This is a genomic window from Bradyrhizobium elkanii WSM2783 (assembly GCF_000472865.1).
Taxonomy (GTDB): domain Bacteria; phylum Pseudomonadota; class Alphaproteobacteria; order Rhizobiales; family Xanthobacteraceae; genus Bradyrhizobium; species Bradyrhizobium elkanii_A.
The window spans coordinates 1-20698 of record NZ_AXAP01000077.1 but is presented as its reverse complement, the minus strand read 5'-3'; the positions used below and the strand labels follow the sequence as shown (position 1 = coordinate 20698).

Annotated in this window: 17 protein-coding genes and 1 pseudogene; 12 read left to right on the top strand and 6 right to left on the bottom strand. The window is 63.8% G+C overall.

All coding sequences use genetic code 11. From position 1 onward, the window contains the following. Positions 1-82: 82 nt before the first annotated feature. A complete protein-coding gene (locus tag YY7_RS0139065; RefSeq protein ID WP_028167912.1) occupies positions 83-337 on the bottom strand; it encodes a hypothetical protein in 255 nt (84 codons plus the stop codon). Positions 338-474: 137 nt separating this feature from the next. On the opposite strand from YY7_RS0139065, the gene YY7_RS0139060 reads away from it, so the two are divergent. From YY7_RS0139060 to YY7_RS0139045, 4 genes are all read left to right on the top strand, one after another. Then, on the top strand, positions 475-1863 hold the full coding sequence (locus YY7_RS0139060; RefSeq protein WP_051397155.1) for an FAD-dependent oxidoreductase: 1389 nt from the start codon (positions 475-477) through the stop codon (positions 1861-1863). Between the two features lie 11 nt (positions 1864-1874). Next, entirely contained in the window at positions 1875-2879 is a 1005-nt protein-coding gene (locus YY7_RS0139055) for an ABC transporter substrate-binding protein (RefSeq protein ID WP_028167910.1), read from the top strand. Between the two features lie 136 nt (positions 2880-3015). Beyond that, complete coding sequence (locus YY7_RS0139050) at positions 3016-3789, top strand: ABC transporter ATP-binding protein (protein WP_028167909.1); 774 nt, start codon at positions 3016-3018, stop codon at positions 3787-3789. Beyond that, entirely contained in the window at positions 3782-4609 is an 828-nt protein-coding gene (locus tag YY7_RS0139045; protein ID WP_028167908.1) for an ABC transporter permease, read from the top strand. The genes YY7_RS0139050 and YY7_RS0139045 overlap by 8 nt, the downstream gene beginning before the upstream one ends. A gap of 124 nt (positions 4610-4733) precedes the next feature. Here the strand turns inward: YY7_RS0139045 and gtdA are convergent, their stop codons facing one another. Beyond that, entirely contained in the window at positions 4734-5774 is a 1041-nt protein-coding gene (gene gtdA / locus YY7_RS0139040; protein ID WP_028167907.1) for a gentisate 1,2-dioxygenase, read from the bottom strand. Positions 5775-5878: 104 nt separating this feature from the next. Between gtdA and maiA the strand changes: the two genes are divergently transcribed. Genes maiA through YY7_RS0139025 form a run of 3 tightly spaced genes read left to right on the top strand, consistent with a single transcriptional unit; the run spans position 5879 to position 8203 of the window. Beyond that, positions 5879-6511, top strand: coding sequence for a maleylacetoacetate isomerase (gene maiA / locus YY7_RS0139035; RefSeq protein ID WP_028167906.1), 633 nt, complete (start codon positions 5879-5881; stop codon positions 6509-6511). Next, a complete protein-coding gene (locus tag YY7_RS0139030; protein ID WP_028167905.1) occupies positions 6501-7016 on the top strand; it encodes a MarR family winged helix-turn-helix transcriptional regulator in 516 nt (171 codons plus the stop codon). Before maiA ends, YY7_RS0139030 begins: the two co-directional genes overlap by 11 nt. After that, positions 7016-8203 carry a 3-hydroxybenzoate 6-monooxygenase gene (locus tag YY7_RS0139025; RefSeq protein ID WP_028167904.1) on the top strand — a complete coding sequence of 396 codons (1188 nt, stop codon included), beginning with the start codon at positions 7016-7018 and terminating at the stop codon, positions 8201-8203. The genes YY7_RS0139030 and YY7_RS0139025 overlap by 1 nt, the downstream gene beginning before the upstream one ends. A 278-nt stretch (positions 8204-8481) precedes the next feature. Here YY7_RS0139025 and YY7_RS0139020 read toward each other — a convergent pair whose 3' ends face one another. The 3 genes from YY7_RS0139020 to YY7_RS0139010 form a co-directional block, all read right to left on the bottom strand. Then, positions 8482-10092: a benzoate-CoA ligase family protein gene (locus tag YY7_RS0139020; RefSeq protein ID WP_196237403.1), complete on the bottom strand. Its 1611-nt coding sequence runs from the start codon at positions 10090-10092 to the stop codon at positions 8482-8484. Then, on the bottom strand, positions 10089-11219 hold the full coding sequence (locus YY7_RS0139015; protein ID WP_028167902.1) for an FAD-dependent monooxygenase: 1131 nt from the start codon (positions 11217-11219) through the stop codon (positions 10089-10091). Before YY7_RS0139015 ends, YY7_RS0139020 begins: the two co-directional genes overlap by 4 nt. A 145-nt stretch (positions 11220-11364) precedes the next feature. Beyond that, positions 11365-12141 (bottom strand): cysteine rich repeat-containing protein, encoded by a 777-nt coding sequence (locus YY7_RS0139010; protein WP_028167901.1) that lies wholly within the window; start codon positions 12139-12141, stop codon positions 11365-11367. A gap of 231 nt (positions 12142-12372) precedes the next feature. Here YY7_RS0139010 and YY7_RS0139005 point away from each other — a divergent pair, with 231 nt between their 5' ends. Together YY7_RS0139005 and YY7_RS0139000 are read left to right on the top strand one after the other, a co-directional pair. After that, entirely contained in the window at positions 12373-13572 is a 1200-nt protein-coding gene (locus YY7_RS0139005; RefSeq protein WP_028167900.1) for an efflux RND transporter periplasmic adaptor subunit, read from the top strand. A gap of 10 nt (positions 13573-13582) precedes the next feature. Further along, entirely contained in the window at positions 13583-16753 is a 3171-nt protein-coding gene (locus YY7_RS0139000; RefSeq protein WP_028167899.1) for an efflux RND transporter permease subunit, read from the top strand. Between the two features lie 149 nt (positions 16754-16902). Here YY7_RS0139000 and YY7_RS0138995 read toward each other — a convergent pair whose 3' ends face one another. Continuing rightward, positions 16903-17910, bottom strand: a complete 1008-nt coding sequence (locus YY7_RS0138995) for an NADP-dependent oxidoreductase (RefSeq protein ID WP_028167898.1) — start codon at positions 17908-17910, stop codon at positions 16903-16905. A gap of 212 nt (positions 17911-18122) precedes the next feature. Here YY7_RS0138995 and YY7_RS0138990 point away from each other — a divergent pair, with 212 nt between their 5' ends. From YY7_RS0138990 to YY7_RS61075, 3 genes and pseudogenes are all read left to right on the top strand, one after another. Then, a complete protein-coding gene (locus tag YY7_RS0138990; RefSeq protein WP_028167897.1) occupies positions 18123-19412 on the top strand; it encodes a dicarboxylate/amino acid:cation symporter in 1290 nt (429 codons plus the stop codon). A gap of 12 nt (positions 19413-19424) precedes the next feature. Then, positions 19425-20345, top strand: coding sequence for an amino acid ABC transporter substrate-binding protein (locus tag YY7_RS0138985; protein WP_028167896.1), 921 nt, complete (start codon positions 19425-19427; stop codon positions 20343-20345). A 181-nt stretch (positions 20346-20526) separates the two neighbouring features. Beyond that, positions 20527-20698: pseudogene (locus YY7_RS61075) on the top strand (IS5/IS1182 family transposase); the annotation flags it as partial.

Sequence of the window (20698 nt, the reverse complement as noted above, 5' to 3'; positions counted from 1 at the left end):
CCATCTGTCACGGTGTTTGCGGAGGCCGCCCCAACCCTCCCCCCGTAAGAATGGGGAGAGGGGGAAGTACCGTCGACGCCGCTCAGCAGCCGCGGCAGATGCTGCGCAAGCTCTTGTAGACTTCCTCGTCATCCCGCCGCATCTGCTGCAGCGATTCCATCGGCTTGCTGTCGTAGACCGGCTCCGGCTTGCGCTTGGCCTCCAGCGCCACGGCCTGCCGCTCGTAGCAGGCTTCCCGCTCGGCTTTCGCCTGGATGAACCGGCATTGCTCGACCGCTGCCGAGGGAGGGGCGAAGCCGACCAGAAGGCCGAGGGTTATGAGGCTGAGGAGTTTCATGTCGCCCGTCCTTTACCGGCCCCTTGTCTCAGTTCCGTGAAACGCGAGCAACATCAACTTTGCGCGCGAGCCATTTCCTGACCGAGCTTTCTTTGCTAGCCCGTTGTTGCGATAACAAAATCCTCCAGCCCGTCATGATGGCGGGTCACTTTCGGGAAGCGAGCGTGCCAAAGACGATCGACGAACCCGCACGGCGCGTGCCGATCTATGGCGAATATGAAGTCGCGGTGCTCGGCGGTGGGCCTGCCGGGATCGCGGCAGCGGTTGCCGCAGCGCGTGCGGGGCGGCGCACGCTCCTGATCGAGCGCTACGGCTTTCTCGGCGGCATGGGCACCGCCGCGGGCGTGACCAACTTTTGCGGATTGCACGCCAATGTCCACGGCGAAGCGCATCGGGTGGTGCAGGGCATCGCCTCCGACCTGCTGGATCGAATCGACCGTCTCGGCGGGCTGAACAAGCCGCATCTGATCCTCGGCAAGATCCTGGCGCAGGCCTATGACACCGCGGCCTACAAGATCGCGGCCGATGATCTCCTGATGAGCCACAAGGTCGATATCCTCTTCCATGCGCTCGGCGCCGGCGTCGTGATGGATGGCGAGAAGCGCATCGGCGCGCTGATGGTAGAGACTAAGGCTGGCCGCCGCGCGGTGCTGGCCAGCATCTTCATCGATTGCTCAGGTGACGGCGATCTCGCCGCCTGGGCCGGCGCGCCGTTCGAGGTCGGCGATAGCAAGGGCAGCATGCTCTATCCCTCGATGATGTTCCGTCTCAACGGCATCGACCCCGAAAAGGCCGGTGACGCCTGGCGCACGATCCCGGCGCTGATGGAAAAGGCGGAAGCCGCCGGTACCCACCAGTTTCCGCGCAAGGCCGCCATCGTGCGGCCACAGCGCTCTCAGATCGAATGGCGGGTGAACTTCACCCAGCTTGCGCGCGAGGACGGCTCGGCCGTCAATGGCCTCGAGCCTGATGACCTGACCCGCGGCGAGATCGACGGCCGCCGCCAGGCGATCCAGGCGTTCGAATTCCTGCGCACGGTGCCGGGCTTCGAGAATTCCTACATCGTCGATCTGCCGCCGCAGCTCGGCATCCGCGAAACGCGGCGCGTGGTCGGTGGTTACAAGCTCAGCGGCGAGGATGTGCTCGGCTGCGCGTCGTTCGAGGATTCCATCGGCGTCAATGGCTGGCCGATCGAGGCGCATGTCGCCGGCGATGTCATCTTCAAGTTCCCGCCGATCCCGCAATCGCGCGGCTTCAACGAGCTGCCCTATCGCATGCTGGTGCCCGAGCGCGTCGACAATCTCCTCATTGCCGGGCGCTGCGCCTCGATGACCCATGAGGGGCAGTCGGCGGCGCGCGTCTCCGGCGCCTGCTTTGCGATGGGGGAAGCGGCAGGCTCGGCCGCCGCGCTCGCGCTGTCCGGCAATACCAGGCCGCGCGACATCGCTGTAGACAGACTGCAACAGGAACTGAAACAGCAGGGCGCCTTCATCGGGCGCGAGCAGAAAGTTCCTGACGGATTGTGAGGAGGAAGCGGATGAAGGGTTTTGTGCGGCTCGCGCTTGCGGGCCTGCTGGCGCTGACGGCAAGCGGTGTCGCCCGGGCCGATGAATTGTTGAAAGCCAAAATCGGCGTGCTCCGGCTGTCGTCCTCGGCGCCGGTGTTCATCGCGCAGGACAAGGGCTATTTCCGCGAGGCCGGGCTCGATGTTGAACTGAAATTCTTTGACGCGGCGCAGCCGATCGCGGTCGCCACCACTTCGGGCGATGTCGATTTCGGCGTCACCGCCTTCACCGCCGGGCTCTACAATCTCGCCGGCAAGGGCACGCTGAAGGTGATCGGCGGCATGAGCCGCGAGAAGGCCCGGTACCCCTTGATCGGCTATTTCGCCTCAAACAACGCCTATGCGGCCGGGCTGAAGACGCCGAAGGATCTTGCGGGCAAGCGCGTGGCGGTGACGCAGGTCGGCTCCAGCTTTCATTATTCGCTCGGCCTGCTCGCCGACAAATATGGCTTCAAGCTTTCGGACGTGAAGGTGGTGCCGCTGCAATCGCTCTCGAACGCGGCCGCCGCGCTGAAGGGCGAAACCGTCGATGCGGCGCTGCTGCCGGTCTCGACCGCGCGCCCGCTGATGGAGACGAACGGCGCCAAACTCCTCGGCTGGGTCGGCGACGAGACGCCGTGGCAGCTTGGCGCTGTGTTCGCTTCGCCAAAGACGCTTTCAAACAAGGCGCTGGTGACGAAACTGCTTGCAGCTTTGGTGAAGGCCGACCGCGAATATCACGACGTGATCCTGGCCGCGATGAAGAACGGCACAGCACCGATCAACGAAAAGACAAAACCGCTGCTCGACATCATCGCCAAATACACAAATCTTCCAGTTGAGCAGGTGGTCGGCAATTGCGCCTATATCGATCCCGACGGCAAGCTCGACGTCAAGAACGTCGCCAACCAGATTTCCTGGCTGCAGGAGCAGGGCTTTGTCGACAAGGGTTTTGATGCGGACAGCATCATCGCGAAGGAATATGTGAAGCCGGATTGATACCGTAGTCGCCGACATGGCCGGGCTTGCCCTGGCCATCCACGCACTTTGTGGCCGGGGAAAAGAAAGACGTGGATGCCCGGGACAGGCCCGGGCATGACGAGCGAGAACGAAGTGCGGAACCAAGCAAGAGCCGATGGACCTGATCGCCGACCATATCAGCCACCGCTTCGACGCGCTCGACGTGCTCGACGACGTCTCGTTCACGGTGCGGGCGGGCGAGGTGGTTGCGATTGTCGGCCCCTCCGGCTGCGGCAAGAGCACGCTGCTCTCGGTCCTCGGCGGCCTGTTGCGGCCGAGCGGCGGCGCGGCCGAGCTGCGCGGCGCGCCGCCAAAGGACAGCCTTAATCCGCTGACCTTCGTGTTCCAGGATTTTGCGCTGCTGCCCTGGTGCACGGTGGAGGAGAACGTCGCGTTCCCGCTCGAGCATACGGCACTCAGTGCTGCGGAGCGCCGCGGCATCGTCGATGATGCGCTCCGCCGCACCGGGCTTTTCGATTTTCGTGGGACCTACCCAAAACAGCTTTCCGGCGGTATGCGCCAGCGCGTCGGCATTGCGCGGGCGCTGGCCGTAAAGCCGGCAATCCTTTTGATGGACGAGCCGCTGTCGGCTCTGGATTCGCAGACGCGCGAACTGCTGATGGAGGATTTCGTCCGCCTGCTTGCCGACGGCGCGATGGGCGCAGTCTATGTCACGCATAATCTGGAGGAAGCGGTGCGGCTTGCAGACCGCATCGTGGTGCTGTCGCGCCGGCCCGGACGCATCCGCAAAGTCGTGCCCATTGCGATGACGCGCAGCGAGCGCGGCGACAGGAACGTGCGCGAAAAACTGCTGGCGCTGCAGGACGAGCTATGGTCGCTGATCCGCGAGGAAGCGATCGATGCCGAGCGCGAGGTGCAGCATGCTTGAGCGCGCGCCATCAGAAACGCCGTCCGACATCGACACCAAATCGCGGCCGGTCGAATTTCGCGGCGCCGGCTTCACGCCGAGCACGGGGCGCGCGTCGGGCTGGATCGCGCTCGCGCTCGTCATCGCACTGTGGCAACTGGCGGGCAGTGCCGGATGGGTCAATCCGCTGTTCCTGCCCCCGCCATCGGCGATCGCGGTCGCGACCTACAAGCTCGCGATGTCAGGCTCGCTCTGGCAACATCTCGGCTGGTCGGTGATGCGGATCGGAACCGGCTGGCTGCTCGGCACGGTGGCCGGCGTCATCGTCGGTTTTGCGATCGGCCTGTCGACGCTGGCGCGCGGCGTCGGCATCACCTTCATCTCGGCGCTGTTTCCGATTCCGAAGATCGCGCTGCTTCCATTGTTGATCCTCTGGCTCGGGATCGGCGAGGAGCCCAAGATCGCGACCATTGCGCTCGGGGTGTTCTTCTCCACCGCGATCTCGGTCTATAGCGGCGTCGATGCGGTGCCGCGCAATCTGATCCGCATGGCGCAAAGCTTCAACGTGCCGTTTCATGCCATCGTGCGGCGCGTGATCTGGCCGGGCGCGCTGCCCTCGATCCTGGCGGGTTTTCGCATCACCGCGTCGGTCGCGTTGCTATTGGTGGTGAGCGCTGAGATGATCGGCGCTCAGTATGGCATCGGCGCTTTCGTGCTGCAGGCCGGCAATCTGATGCAGACCGATCAACTGCTCGCCGGCGTCGTGATCCTGTCGCTGTTCGGGCTCGCAGTGGGGAAGCTGATCAATTTGCTTGAGGCGAGGTTGCTCCACTGGCGATGAGAGGTGGTTCCGCTCCACCACAGCCGTCATGCCTGGGCTTGTCCCGGGCATCCACGCTCTTGCTCTCCTGTTGCGCCAAAGGCGTGGCTGGCCGGGTCAAGCCCGGCCATGACGGAGAGAGCGGCTATGCATTGCCGCGGTCTTCACGGAACAGGTCGAGCTTCTGCTGCACCGGGCGGTCGGAGAAGCTGAACAGCACCGAATCGACGTCGGCCTCATGCGTGACCCAGTGCCAGCTCGGCACCACGAACAGGTCGCGCGGGCCCCATTCGAAGGTCTGCTCGCCGATCCTGGTGCGGCCCTTGCCCTCGATCGCGGCGAATACGGTCGCATCCGTTGAGCGATAGCGCGCGGTCGTGAAGCCCTTCGGCAGGAGCTGGATGAAAGTGCCGATGGTCGGCATCGCATAGTCGCCGGTCTCGGGATTGGAGAATTTCAGCTTCAGGCCGTGACAGGCGTCCCATTCGTCGCGCGCCTTGGCCTGCTCCAGCGCTTCGCGGGTGTAGCTGTAGGGATAGTTGAAGATCGGCGACGTCTTCGACGCGCGCTTCTGGTCGACCGGCAGCAGGTTGTGACCATAGCGCGCAAAGCTGTCGCCGGCGGGTTTTGTGATCTGCTGCTGATCTTCCTTCGCGCCCTCGGCGAAGGAAGCGTCGAAGAACTGCACCATTGGGATGTCGAGCCCGTCGAGCCAGAACATCGGCTCGCTGGTTTCGTTGGAATGGTCGTGCCAGGTCATCGACGGCGTGATCACGAAATCGCCCGGCGACATCGCGGTGCGCTCACCGTCGACGGACGTATAAGCGCCCTTGCCCTCGAGCACGAAGCGCAGCGCCGATTGGCTGTGGCGGTGGGCCGGGGCGATATCGCCGGGCACCACCATCTGCACGCCGGCAAACAGCGACGTCGTGATCTTCGATTGCCCGCGCAGGCCGGGGTTTTCCAGCACGAGCACTCGACGCTCGGCTTCCTTGGCCGTGATCAGCTTGCCTGCCTCATTCATGTAGTCGCGGATCTGGTCGAACTTCCACAGGTGCGGCCGGCAGGCGCTCCTCGGCTCCGGCGTGATCAGATCGTTCATCACGTTCCAGAGCGCGGAAAGATTTTCGCCGTCGATCTTCTTGTAGAACGCCTCGCGCTCCGGCGTCTTCTGCACCGCTTCCATGGCAGGCCTCCCGTCCATTTCTATCTTGTTCGCTGATTGACAGCATACTGACAATATGGCTAGCGTCAACTTGAAGAAAATCAGAAGACACCAGGGAGGTTCCGATGAAGCTGCACGGCTATTTCCGCAGCAGCGCCGCGTATCGGGTGAGGATCGCGCTGAACCTGAAGGGGCTCACCGTTGAGCATCTGCCGCATCATCTTCGCAAAGGCGAACAATGCGCGCCCGCTTATCTCGCAATCAATCCGCAAGGGTTGGTGCCGACATTGGAAAGCGACGCAGGCGCGATACTGACCCAGTCGCTCGCCATCATCGAATGGCTTGACGAGAGCCATCCAGAACCGCCGCTATTGCCGACGGATTCGCTGCAGCGCGCAAAAGTCCGCGCCTTCGCGCAGGCCATCGCCTGCGACACCCATCCGGTGCAAAACCTGAAAGTGCTGGCGCGGCTGCGACAGCTTGGCCTGCCTGAAGAAAAGGTAACGGAATGGGCGGCCTGGGCCAACCGCGAGGGGCTTTCGGCCTGCGAGATATTGGCTGCGGGCGAAGCGGGGCCGTTCTGCTTTGGCGCTATGCCGACGCTGGCCGACCTTTGCCTGGTGCCGCAGCTTGCCAATGCGCGGCGCTTCGGCGTCGATGTCAGCGCTTTTCCGCGGCTGCTCAAGGCGGAAGCCGCGGCCAAGGCAATGAGGGCGTTTGCCGACGCCGCTCCGGACAAGCAAGGCGATGCCGAATAATAACAAGCCAACCCTTGTTACCATGGACGCGGTCTATACCGCGCCCGGCTATCTGTTCCGGCGGATGCAGCAGATCGCTGTCTCGATTTTTGTCGAGGAGTGCAGGGCGTTCGACCTGACGCCGGTGCAATATGCCGCGCTGATCGCAATCCACACCCATCCCGGCATCGATGCGACGCGGCTGTCCGCCGTGATCGCCTTCGACCGCTCCACGCTCGGCAATGTGATCGAGCGGCTGCAGACCAAGGGTCTGATCGAGCGCAAGTCCGATTCCGACGACAAGCGCGTCAAGCTGCTCACCATCACCCGGCAGGGCGCTTCGCTGCTGCGCGAGATCATGCCCGTGGTTGACCGTGCCCAGGCGCGGATGCTGCAGCCGCTCAAGCCTGCCGACCGCAAGACGCTGATGGCGCTGCTCGCGCAGCTCGTCGATCTCAACAACGAGGCCTCGCGCGTGCCGCTGCGCGCCGAGGACGCCCTCGAACATCTCGGGAAGTCGGGCTAATGGCAAAGGGCGACCTGCCGGTCCTGATCGCAGGTGGCGGCATCGGCGGCCTTGCCGCGGCGCTCGGGCTTGCGCAGAAGGGCATTCGCTCGATCCTGCTGGAAAAGTCTGCCTCGCTCGGCGAGATCGGCGCCGGTATCCAGCTTGGCCCGAATGCGTTCCATGCCTTCGACTATCTCGGCGTCGGCGAGGCCGCACGGCGCATGGCCGTCTATATCGACCAGCTCCGCCTGATGGATGCACTCACCGCCGAGGAGATCACCCATGTCGATCTGCGCGAGCCGTTCCGAACCAGGTTCGGCAATCCCTACGCCGTGGTGCATCGCGGCGATTTGCATGGCGTGTTCCTGCGCGCCTGCCGCGAGCACGAACTGATCGAGCTGCGCGTCAGCAGCGAGGTGACCGGCTACGAGCAGGACGGTGCCTCGGTCACCGCGCAGCTCGCCAATGGCGAGCGCGTCACCGGCCGGCTCCTGATCGGCGCTGATGGCTTATGGTCGAACATCCGCAAGCAGGTCACATCGGATGGGCCGCCGCGCGTGTCCGGCCACACCACTTACCGTTCGGTGATCCCGACCGAAGAGATGCCGGAGGATCTGCGCTGGAACGCGGCGACGCTGTGGGCCGGGCCGAAATGCCATATCGTGCATTATCCGCTGTCGGACTGGAAGGTATTCAACCTCGTCGTCACCTATCACAACGACGCGCCGGAGCCGGTCGCGGGAAAGCCGGTCAGCGATGAAGAGGTGATGCAGGGCTTTCGGCACGTCCACGCGCGTGCGCAAAACATCATCCGTCACGGCAAGAACTGGCGGCTCTGGGTGTTGTGCGACCGCGATCCGAACGAGCGCTGGGTCGACGGCCGCGTCGCGCTGCTCGGCGATGCCGCGCATCCGATGCTGCAATATTTCGCGCAAGGCGCATGCCAGGCGATGGAGGATGCGGTGTGTCTGTCGCACATGCTGTCGCATCACGACGACCACGCAGTCGCGCTGGAGCATTACCGAGCACAACGCTTCCCGCGCACCGCGCAGGTGCAGCTTTGGTCGCGCGCGATCGGTGAGCACATCTATCACCCCGCCGGCGACCACGCCCGTTTCCGCAACGCCATCATGGGTGCGAAGACGTCCGAGGATTATTACCAGGATCTCGCCTGGCTCTATGGCGGCACGGGGTTGGGAGTATGATCCTCGCGCCACATACTCCGCCGTCGTCCCGGGCTTGACCCGGGACCCATAACCACGAATGTTGATGTGACGTGATGTCCGTGCGGCAAGCTCCACCTCTCCCCTTGTGGGAGAGGTCGGAATCCAAGCGCAGCTTGGATTCCGGGTGAGGGGTATGCCTCCGCGAGTCGTTGTCCCTCGATAGACCGCGACCCCTCACCCGGATCTCATTCCGCTTCGCTACATGCGCTCCGGCCTCTCCCACAAGGGGGGAGGCTGGGCAGTTGCGTAAGCGGATATTACATCTTCATCACCGCCTGCCGGTCGATCTTGCCTGTTCCCGTTTTCGGCAGCTCGTCAATAAACTTGATCTCGCGCGGATATTTGTACGGCAGCAGCTTTGCCTTCACGTAATCCTGCAGCCGCTTCGCCGTCTCCTCCACACCGAACGCGCGGTCGTTCATCACCACGACCGCCTTCAGCGTCATGCGTCTATCAGGCAGTTCGGCGGCGAAGACCGCGCATTCGCGCACGTCGGGATGATCGGCGAGGCAGAGCTCGACCTCCAGCGGATAGACCCATTGGCCTGATATCTTGATCAGGTCGTCGGCGCGGCCGCGGAAGAAATGGAAGCCGTCGCGGTCGCGGACGAAGCGGTCGCCGGTGTAGATCCAGCCGCCATCGCGCACGGTCTCGGCGGTCTTGTCGGGACGATTCCAGTACAGCGGCGTGTTCGAATCGCCGCGCACCCACAAAATGCCTTCTTCGTTGTCGGCGACCTCGCGGCCGTCCTTGTCGCGCAGCAGGATCTCGTAGCCGGGGACGCGTACGCCCGCAGCGCCCAGCTTCTTCCTGTCCGCGCGGTTGCAGAGATAGATGTGCAGCACCTCGGTCGAGCCGAGACCTTCGATGATCTCGAGCCCGGTCAGTGCCTTCCAACCGTTGAAGACGTCGGCCGAGAGCACCTCCGCGGCCGAGATCGCCATGCGCAGCGAGGAGAAATCGGCCTTGTCAGCACCGTCGGCCTTGGTCAGCGCGGTGTAGAGTGTCGGCAGTCCGAAGAACACGGTCGGACGATACTGCTCGATCGCGGCGAAGATCGATGCCGGCTTCGGCTGGCCGGGCAAGAGCAGCGTGGCGGCGCCGACCGAGAACGGGAAAGTGATGGAATTGCCGAAGCCATAGGCGAAGAAAATCTTCGGCACCGAGAAGCAGACGTCGCCGGGCGTCAGCTTCAGCACGCTGCGGGAGAATGCCTGCTCGCTATAGGCCATGTCGTGGTGCAGATGGACGATGCCCTTCGGCCGGCCGGTCGAGCCGGAGGAGTACATCCAGAACGCCATCTCGTTGCGGTGGGTGTCGGCTGTGGCGAGCTCGGTCGAAAAACGCGGCAGCCATTCATCGGCCAGCAGCGCCTGCGGCGCGGCATGCTCGCCGGCCGCGCCATTGACCACGATCAGCGTTTGCAGCGGCGTGTCCTTGCAGGCCTCAGTGCTGAAGCGCGAGCAGAACTCGGCATCGGCAACCGCGATCGTCGCGCTCGCGTCCGAAAGATAGAACTGCAGGAGGTCCGGCGGCGTCAGCGTGTTGATGAGCAGCGGCACGAAGCCGGCGCCGATAGCACCGAAGAAGGCCGCCGGATAGGCGGGGGTGTCGTCAAGGAACAGTAGGATGCGATCGCCGCGCTTCAGGCCCAGAGAAGCGAAGCCATGGCCCCAGCGCGCGGCGTCGGCGCAGAGTTCGCGGTAGGTTCGCTGTCCCGCCGGGCCGGTCAACGCCGTCAAATCCCCGCGGCCCTGCGCGAGATTGTCGAACAGGATGCGGCTTGCGTTGTAGCGCTCGGACAGCGCAAAGCCGATCTCGCGCGCGCCTGGACTGTCCGATGGTACCTGGTCGGCGATCTCGTTCACGACTTGCTCCTCGATGCCTCGTAGCCTGCCATGAAGTTCGGCGACATCGTGCGCAGCCGCGCGTCGTCGATCCGTCCCGAACGGGTGATGTAACTGAAGGCAAAATCCATCGGGTCGAGCTTCATGTGTTCGGGGAATTTCTCGTACCAGTCGGCGCTGGTGCGCGCCGCGGTCACCAGCTTCTTCACGATCGGTTTGCGTTCGGCTTCATAGCGGTGAAGGGCGGTGGAGACATGCGCCTCGGATTCGAGCGCCTTCGTCAGCGCAATCGCGTCCTCGATCGCAAGGCGGGTGCCGGAGCCGATCGAGAAATGCGCCGAGTGCAGGGCGTCGCCGATCAGCACCATGTTCTTGAACGACCAGTGCTCGTTCCAGATCCACGGGAAGTTGCGCCACAGCGATTTGTTCGAGATCAGCGGCTGTCCGCCGAGCGTCTCGGCAAACACCTCCTCGCACACGGCCTTGGCGTGATCGGCGTCCTTGTTGGCGAAGCCATAGGCGTGCCAGGTGGCACGGTCACACTCGACTAGGAACGTGCTCATGGTCGGCGAATAGCGATAGTGGTGGGCATTGAAGGCGCCGCGTTCGGTCTTGACGAAGGTCTGCGATAGCGTCTCGAACCGCTTCGCGGTGCCGTACCAGACGAACTTGTTGGACGAATAGGACAGCGAGGTCCCGAAGTCGCCCTCAAAACTCCGGCGCACCAGCGAGTTCAGCCCGTCCGCGGCGACGATCAGGTCATAGCCTTGCAGCGCGTCGACCGACTGGATCGGTTTTTCGAATTGCGGGGTGACGCCGACCGCGCGGACGCGCTCCTGCAACAGGGAAAGCAGCGCAAGTCGGCCGATCGAGGAGAAGCCGACGCCGTCGATCTCGACGCTCTCCCCGCGCAGGTTGAGCGTGATGTTCTTCCAGCTTTCCATGTTTGGCGTGATGGCGTCGACCGTATCGGGATCGTCGGCGCGCAGGAATTCCAGCGCCTGGTCCGAGAACACGACGCCGAACCCCCAGGTCGCACCGGCCGGGTTCTGCTCGAACAATTCGACGACTGCGTCCGGGTGCCGCCGCTTCCAGAGATAGGCGAAATAGAGGCCGCCGGGACCTCCGCCGATCACGGCGATACGCACGATATTCCTCCCGATTGACAGTGTACTTACGATTTTGCGCCTAGACTATCCGGAGGGCGCGCGCAGCGCCACCGGAAAGTTTCGGTCAGCCTGATTCAGCTTGTTCTCGTGTTCCGCTGCGCGGAGCGGGCCGGTCGCGGCGGGCTCACCGCGCCGCGAACTGTCCCAGCACTTCCTTGCAGGCGGGCGACAGCGAGGCGGCATTCGAGGCCAGGCACTGCGCGATCCGGCCGCCTCCCGGCGCAACGCCGCCACACAGCGAGCGTACGTCGGCGCCGCAGGCCGACCGCACAACGAGCAGTTCTTCGCGCGGACGCAAGGGCCGCAGTACGATCCCTGCCGCAGGCGCCGCCGGTACGGTAGCCGCAGCAGTGGAGCCGCCGCCTGCCGCTGGCGCCGCACTACCACTCGCGGCCGCAACTGCCTCAACGCAAGCGGGCGAGAGCCTCGCCTTGTTCTTCTCGAGACATCGTAGCGCTGGGGCGCCACCGGTCGGCACGCCGGGACAGACCTTCTGATAGTCGGAACGGCAGGCGCTGCGGATCGCGGAAACCTGCGCCTCGGTCGGCTTGGCCTGCGTGCCCGCCGCTTTCGGCTTCGCTGCGCTGGTTGCCGCCGCCGGCGCCTCGGTCTTGGTAGGGGCCGGCGCCGTCTCCGCCTTCGGTGCGGCCGGTGCTTCTACTGCACGCACCGCACCGGCGCAGCCTGCAGACAAGCTCGACATGTTCTTCTGCAGACATTGCAGCGAAGCCTCGCCGCCGGGCGGAATGCTGGAGCAATGCGCCATGTAATCGTTGCGGCATTGCGACTTGATCGCCTCACGCTGGGCCTCGCTCGGCGCCTGCGCGAGCGCTGCGGTCGCAAACAGCACGACGGAAAACGGCAGGGCGCGCCCGCATGCGCGTTTCAATGTCTTGATCATGTAAGCAAACCCTTTGTTGTCGACGGAAGCCGCCGCTTCAACCGAAGTTCATTCTTGCGAAGTTCGTTCTTGAAGAAGGTCGCTCTTGAAAGGTCTGGTACGGCAATCTTTGTGCGCGGTATCATTTTCTGTTTCGGGTTCCACTGCAAGCCAATTGTTGCTATGGATGCATCGCGACAGTCGTCTCCGGATGAACGCCTCTTGCGGGGCAAGTTGAACTGGTGCACGGAAATGAAGCTTGCGCACCCATCGGCCTGTTGCAGATCGAACGATGGCGCGCGGCCGGCCGTCACGCCCCTGCTACGTATCGGTTTTCTGCTCTCTGCCTTCGTTGGCTTAAGTGGCTGCGAGCAGAATACTTTCGTGCCACCGCCGCCGCCAAAGGTGGAAGTCGCCATTCCAGTGCAGCGCAGCATCACGCGCTTCCTGGAGACAACCGGCACTACCGCGCCGGTCAAGAGCGTCGACCTGGTGGCGCGCGTGCAGGGTTTTCTGCAGTCGATCGATTATCAGGACGGCACCTTCGTCAAGCAAGGCACCACGCTGTTCACGATCGAGCCTGAGACCTACAAGTTGAAGCTCGAGCAGGCAAAGGCGGCGGAGGTGGGCGCGCAAGCGACGCTGAAGCAGGCCGAGACCGATTTCAAGCGCCAGATCGACCTGGTGCAGCGACAGGCGGTCTCGCAGGCGACGCTCGATACGTCGACGGCGAATCGCGACAACGCCCAGGCCAGCCTGCAGCAGGCGCAAGCCAATACCCGGATCGCGGAGGTCAATTACGGCTACACCAATGTGACGGCACCGTTCGACGGTATCGTCAGCGCGCACCTCGTCTCGGTCGGCGAACTCGTCGGCTCGACTTCGCCGACGCAGCTTGCCAGCATCGTCCAGCTCGATCCGATCTGGGTCAATTTCAGCGTCAACGAACAGGACGTGTTGCGCATCCGCGAGGACGCGAGGCGGCGTGGTCTCTCCGTGGCCGAGCTGCGTCAGTTGCCGGTCGAGGTCGGCCTGCAGACGGAGACCGGCTATCCGCACAAGGGCAAGCTCGACTACATCTCGCCGATCCTCACCCAGTCGACCGGCACACTGCCGGTGCGCGGCATCTTCGACAATCCCGACCGCACGTTGTTGCCGGGCTTTTTTGTCCGCGTCCGCGTGCCCTATGACCAGCAGCAGGACGCGCTGCTGGTGCCTGCTACCGCGCTCGGCAGCGACCAGGCCGGCCGCTATGTGCTGGTCGTCAACGCCGACAACGTGGTCGAGCAGCGCAAGGTGGAAACCGGACAGCTCGAAGGCGAATTGCGCGTCATCGATAGCGGGCTGAAGCCGGACGACCGCGTCCTCATCGCCGGATTGTTGCGCGCGATCCCCGGCCAGAAGGTCGATCCGCAACTGCAGAAGATCGAAGCCTCCGCATCGGCGAAGTGAGGGGGCGGCCATGATCTCGAAATTCTTCATCGAGCGGCCGGTCCTTTCCAACGTCATCGCGATCCTGATGATCCTGATCGGCGGCGTAGCGCTGTTCAACCTGCCGGTCGCGCAATATCCCGACGTGGTGCCGCCGACCGTGCAGGTGACGACCCGCTATCCCGGCGCGTCCGCCAAGACCGTGATCGACACCGTCGCGCTGCCGATCGAGCAGCAGGTCAATGGCGTAGAGGACATGCTCTATATGCAGTCCTACAGCGGCGCCGACGGCACCTATACGCTGACCGTCACCTTCAAGATCGGGACCGATCTCAATTTCGCGCAGGTGCTGGTGCAGAACCGGGTGTCGAGCGCGCTGTCGCAATTGCCGCAGTCGGTGCAGAGCCAGGGCGTCACGGTGCAGAAGCGGTCGACCTCGATCCTGCTGTTCGTGACGCTGACCTCGCCGAACAAGACCTATGACAGCCTGTTCCTTTCCAACTACGCCACCATCAGCATCAGGGATGAGCTGTCGCGGCTGTCAGGGGTCGGCAACGTCACCGTGTTCGGCGCCGGCCAATACTCGATGCGGGTCTGGCTCGATCCGAACCAATTGCAGGCACGCGATCTGGTGCCGCAGGACGTCATCCAGGCGATCCAGCAGCAGAGCCAGCAGGTCACGGCGGGACAGGTCGGCATGCCGCCGACGCCGCCCGGCCAGGCGTTCCAGTACACGCTGAACGTTGCCGGCCGGCTTGATGACACGAGCCAGTTCGAGAACATCATCGTCAAGACCGGAAACGTCGGCGACGTCACCCGCGTCCGCGACGTCGGCTGGGTCGAGCTCGGCGCCCAGACCTACAGCCAGATCTTCTCGCTCAACAATAAGCCTTCCACCGGCATCGGCGTGTTCCTGTCGCCCGGCGCCAACGCGCTCGAGGTCGAGAAGGCGGTGGAGAAGAAGATGGTGGAACTGGCCAAGCAGTTCCCGCAGGACATCAAATACGACACGCCGTTCGACACCACCATCTTCGTCCAGGCCTCGATCAACGAGGTCTACAAGACGCTGATCGAGGCCGGCCTCTTGGTGCTGATCGTGATCCTCGTCTTCCTGCAGGACTGGCGCGCGATGCTGGTGCCGGCGACCACCGTGCCGGTGACCATCATCGGCGCGTTCGCGGCGATGGCGGCGCTCGGCTTTTCCATCAACCTCTCGACCCTGTTTGCGATCGTGCTGGCGATCGGCATCGTGGTCGACGACGCCATCGTCGTGGTTGAGGGCGCCGCGCACAATATCGAGCGCGGCCTGTCCGGCCACGATGCGGCGATCAAGGCGATGGATGAATTGTTCGCGCCGATCGTCGGCATCACGCTGGTGCTGATCTCGGTGTTCCTGCCGGCGGCGTTCCTGCCGGGCCTCACCGGGCGCATGTACGCGCAGTTCGCGCTGGTGATTGCCGCGACTGCGCTGATCAGCGCCATCAATGCCGCGACCCTGAAGCCGACGCAGTGTGCGCTGTGGCTGCGCCGGCCGGTGCCGCTGGAGCAGCGCAATGTCTTCTACCGCGGCTTCAATGCCCTCTATGAGCGGCTGGAGCGCGGCTATGCGCGGCTGATCGGCGGGCTGGTCAGGCACAGCAATGTTTCGGTCCTGGCTGCGCTGATCCTGATCGGTCTTGCCGGCTACGGCCTGTCGCGGGTGCCGACCGGCTTCATCCCGATCGAGGACCAGGGCTATCTGCTGGCTGCAGTGCAATTGCCCGACGGCGCTGCGTTGGATCGGACACAACGTGTCCTCGAAAGGGTCAGCGACATGGCCGGCAAGTCGCCCGGCGTGCAGCAGGTGGTCTCCATCGCCGGCATCTCCGCGCTCGACAACAGTTCGAGCCTGACGAATGCCGGCGTCGCTTATTTGATCCTGAAGGATTGGAGCCAGCGCGGGCCCGGCGAGGATCTGCGCTCTCTGGTGTTCGGGCTGAACGACAAGCTGGCCGAGATCGAGGAGGCGCGCATCCTGGTGATTCCGCCGCCGCCGATCCAGGGCATCGGCAATGCCGCCGGCTTCGCGATGCAGGTCGAACTCCGCGACGGCAATGCCGATTACGCGAAGCTGCAGGCGATCACCGGCGCGGTCGTCGCCAATGCGCAGACGCAAAGCGCGCTGCAGCGGGTCAGCTCGTCCTTCCGCTCCATGGTGCCGCAATACGACGTCGAGGTCGACCGGACCAAGACCCAGACGCTGAACGTCACGACCGATCAGATCTTCTCGACGCTGTCGAGCTATCTCGGCGCGAGCTACGTCAACCAGTTCAACAAATTCGGCCGCACCTTCCAGGTCTATGTGCAGGCGGATTCGAAATTCCGCCTGAACCTGCGCGACATCCAGAACCTGATGGTGCGCAACAGCCAGGGCGAAATGGTCCCGCTTGGCACCGTCGCCACGATCACGCCGTCGGTCGGGCCGTCGCTGATCAGCCTCTATAATCTCTATCCGTCCGCCTCCATCATCGGCCTGCCGGCGCAGGGCTACAGCTCGGGACACTCAATGGCGTTGATGGAGCAGATCGCCGCAAAGACGCTGCCGCCGGGTACGGGCTTTGAGTGGACGGCGATGTCGTATCAGGAGAAGGCAGTCAGCAACCAGATCTACTATGCATTCGGCCTTGCCTTACTGCTGGTCTACCTGGTGCTGGCCGGTCAGTATGAGAGCTGGTATGCGCCGATCTCGGTGATACTCGCTGTGCCGCTGTCGTTGCTCGGCCCGATGCTGGTCTTGTCAGCCTTGCGGATCGACAACAACCTCTACACCCAGATCGGCATCATCTTGTTGATCGCACTGTCGGCGAAGAATGCGATCCTGATCGTCGAGGTCGCGCTCGAGCATCACGTGCGAGGCCGCGAGCCGCTGATCGAATCGGCGATCGCGGCGGCACGCGCCAGGTTCCGCCCGATCCTGATGACGTCCTTTGCCTTCATCCTCGGTGTGGTGCCGCTGGTGCTCGCGACCGGCGCCGGAGCCAATGCGCGGAAGTCGATCGGCATCACCGTGTTCTCCGGCATGATCGCCTCGACCTGCCTTGCCGTGCTGTTCGTGCCCGCGTTCTTCGTTGTGGTGCAGGGCTTCGAGAATTGGCGCAAGTCGCGCAAGGAAAAGGCGCCGGCTACGCAGGCCGTTCCGCAAACGCCGAGCGTCGTGCCGTAGAAGACCCTATCCCCCGTCGTCCCGGGCTTGACCCGGGATCCATAACCACAGGACTGCGTGGTTATGGATTAGCCTCTCCCACCTTACCAAACTGATGGCGCAGCGCGGTATGGGTCCCGGCTCAAGGCCGGGACGACGGGCGAATGTGTTTAGGCCTGCACCCGGATCATGCGCTTGCCGCGGTTCTCGCCGGCGAGCAGGCCGATCAGCGCGGCCGGCGCGTTCTCCAGCCCGTCGATCACGTCCTCCTGCACCTTCAGTTTGCCGGAGGCGACCCAGGACTGCAGGTCGGCGAGCGCAGCGTCGCGCTGGTCCATGAAGTCCATCACGATGAAGCCCTGCATGATCAGCCGCTTGACAACGATCAATCCGGGCACGCCGCGCGGGCCGTGAGCGGAGGGGACGCCGTCATATTGCGAGATCGCACCGCAGCAGGCGATGCGGCCGCGATTGTTCATCTGCGGCAGGCAAGCCTCCAGGATGTCGCCGCCGACATTGTCGAAATAGACGTCGATGCCATCAGGCGCAGCCGACCGTAGCGCCTTGTAGGTGCCGCCGTCCTTGTAATCGACCGCGGCGTCGAAGCCGAGTTCGTTGGTCAGCCAGTGGCACTTGTCCTTGCCGCCGGCAATGCCGACCACGCGGCAGCTCTTGATTTTTGCGATCTGTCCAACGATCGAGCCCACCGAGCCGGCGGCTGCCGAGACCACGACGGTCTCGCCTTCCTTGGGCTTGCCGACATGGAGCAGGCCGAAATAGGCGGTGAGGCCAGCGATGCCGTAGACGCTGAGCAAATGCGTCATCGGCTCGAGCTTTGGCATCTTGGTCAGATGCTTTGCCTGCACCGCGGCATAATCCTGCCAGCCGGTGTCCCCGAACACGATGTCGCCCGGCGCAAGGCCTGAGGCCTTAGACGCCACCACCTCGGCGATGCCGCCACCGGACATCACGGTGTTGGCCTCGACCGCGGCGCGGTAGGTCGCGCCGTGCATCCAGGCGCGGTTGGCGGCATCGAGCGAGAGATAGCGCAGCCGCAGCAGGGCCTCGCCCTCCTTCGGCTCGGGGATGCTGCCATTGACCATCCTGAAGTGCTCAGGTCCGAGCCTCCCGGTCGGCTTCTCCACCAGCAGGATCTGACGATTATTGGCTTCGCTCATGGTGTCCCTCCCTTGTTGGTCAATCCCGATGCAACTGCGTGCGCGTTGCGCGCCAGATTGCACAGATTGTGCGCTGCCATGACGCTAATCCCCGCGTGTCTATTCCACAACTGGAACATGCAGCTCTGCCCGCACAGAGCGAAAGCGTGTTGCGCGCCTGCGTAAATCTGCCACACTCCATCGCTTGCCGGGTGACTTACGGGAGTAAGAGCATGTCGAGCAGGTTCACGCAGTACATCCTCATCGCGATGGTGCTGGGCATCGTGATGGGTGCCTTCGTCTACAACTTCCTGCCCGACAGCCGGGCGGAGATCGCGGCCGATGTAAACCTGATCGCGATGCTGTTCCTGCGGCTGATCAAGATGATCATCGCGCCGCTGGTGTTCGCGACATTGGTCGGCGGCATCGCGCATATGGGAAGTGGCGCGCGGCTCGGGCGCATCTTCGCGAAGACCATGGGCTGGTTCGTCAGCGCCTCCTTCGTCTCGCTCCTGCTCGGCCTCGTCATGGTCAACCTGCTGCAGCCCGGCGCCAACTTTCCGGGCACGCTGCCCGACAAAGCCCAGTCGACCGGCCTGCCGGTCTCGGCCTTTTCATTTGAGAAATTTTTGATCCACCTGGTGCCGACCTCGATCGCGGACGCGATGGCGCAGAACGAGATCCTGCAGATCGTGGTGTTCGCGGTGTTCTTCGCGGTCGCGCTCGGCGCAATGCCGGAGCGGGCGAAGCCCATCATGGCCCTGATCGACGACCTCGCCCACATCATGCTGAAGGTCACGAGCTATGTGATGCTGTTCGCGCCGCTTGCGGTGTGGGCCGCGATCATGGCGACGGTGTCGAAGAACGGACTTGGGGTGCTCTGGAAGCTCGTCGTGTTCATGGGCGGCTTCTACGTCTCGCTCCTGATCCTGTGGGCGATCCTGGTCGTCGTCGGCTTCATCGTGATCGGGCCGCGCTACAGCCACCTGTTGCGGCTGATCCGTGAGCCATTGATGATCGCGTTCTCGACCGCCTCGTCGGAGGCCGCCTATCCGAAGACGCTGGAGGGATTGAACCGCTTCGGCGCCTCGGCGCGGATTTCGGCCTTCGTGCTGCCGCTCGGCTATTCGTTCAATCTCGACGGCACGATGATGTACTGCACCTTTGCCAGCATCTTCATCGCGCAGACCTATCATATCGACATGTCGCTCGGCACCCAGCTCGCGATGCTGGCCACGTTGATGATCACCTCCAAGGGCGTCGCCGGCGTGCCGCGCGCCTCCCTCGTCGTGATCGCCTCGACACTCAGCCAGTTCGGCATTCCCGAGGCGGGCCTGCTAATGATCATGGGCATCGACACCTTCCTCGACATGGGCCGCAGCGCCACCAATGTGATCGGCAATTCGCTCGCCACCGCCGTGGTCGCCAAGTGGGAAGGCGAGTTGAAGGAAGAGCACGAGCTTGGGCCTGACGATGCGGTGCCGTCCGATGCGGTGCCGGGTGCGGTGATGGCCGGCCATTGATGGGAGGGGTGCATGCATCACGCCCGAAGCTTGGCCGCGGGTGCGGCGCTCCTGGTGGCGAGCCTAGCCGCCACCGCCGCGGCTGCCCAGACGGCAAGCGAGGGCCTTAGCCCGACGCTCGCCAATATCAAGAACACCCATGTGGTGCGGCTCGGCTACCGCGAGAGCTCGCCGCCGTTTTCTTTCCTCGATCAATCCAACCGGCCGATCGGCTACAGCCTCGAACTGTGCGAGGCGATCGTGGAGGAGATCGGCGTCGAGGTCGACGACCCCAACCTCAGGATCGACTACGTCAAGGTCACCTCCGACGATCGCATTCCTGCTGTTGTGCAGGGCAAGGTCGATCTCGAATGCGGGTCGACCACGGCGAATGCCGAGCGGGCCAGGCAGGTCGCGTTCTCTCCTTTGATCTTCGTCGCCGGCACCAAATTGATGGTGCCGAAGACCTCTTCCATCTCGGGCGTGACCGATCTCAACGGCAAGACGGTGGTGGTGACCAAGGGGACCACCAACGAACAGGCCATGCACAATGTCGACAAGAAATTCTCGCTCGGGCTGAATATCGTGACGTCGCCCGATCACGAGCAGTCCTACCAGATGTTGGCCGACGGCAAGGCGGATGCGTTCGCGACTGACGACATCCTGCTCTACGGCCTGATCGCGCGGCACAAGTCGCAGGACAGGTTCCGCGTGGTCGGCGACTACCTGTCCTACGATCCCTACGGCATCATGTACCGCAAGGGCGAGCCGCAGTTGAAGGACGTGGTCGAGCGCACCTTCCGCAAGCTCGGCTCCGGCCGCGACCTGATCCCGCTCTACAACAAATGGTTCATCGCGCGGCTTCCCACCGGCGAACGCCTCAACGTCGCGATCTCGCCGCAGCTCGAGGAGGCTTTCAAGGCGCTGGACGATAATGAGGGGACGAGCAATTAGCTCGATTGCGCGGGCGAACGCGTAGGGGGGCAAAGGAGCGCAGCGACGTGCCCACCACCAGACATTCCGCTCGCGATGGTGGGCACGCTTCCGCTTTGCCCACCCTACGAGACTGTGAATCTTTTTATATCGGGCGCGTGGCAGCTGTGATTCTCTTCGCGGATTGATTTGCAGGAGGGGGATGATGGCTGGTGACGAGTTGTTTGGAGAGCTGCCGGAACAAGCGGAGCCACAGGCCGAAGCAGTGCGGCGCGGTGCGCCGCGGCTGCGCGAGCCGGTGCGCGACCAGGTCGAACTGCGAGCGGTCGATATCGACAGCCTGATCGGACAAGATCATCCGGCACGGGTGATAT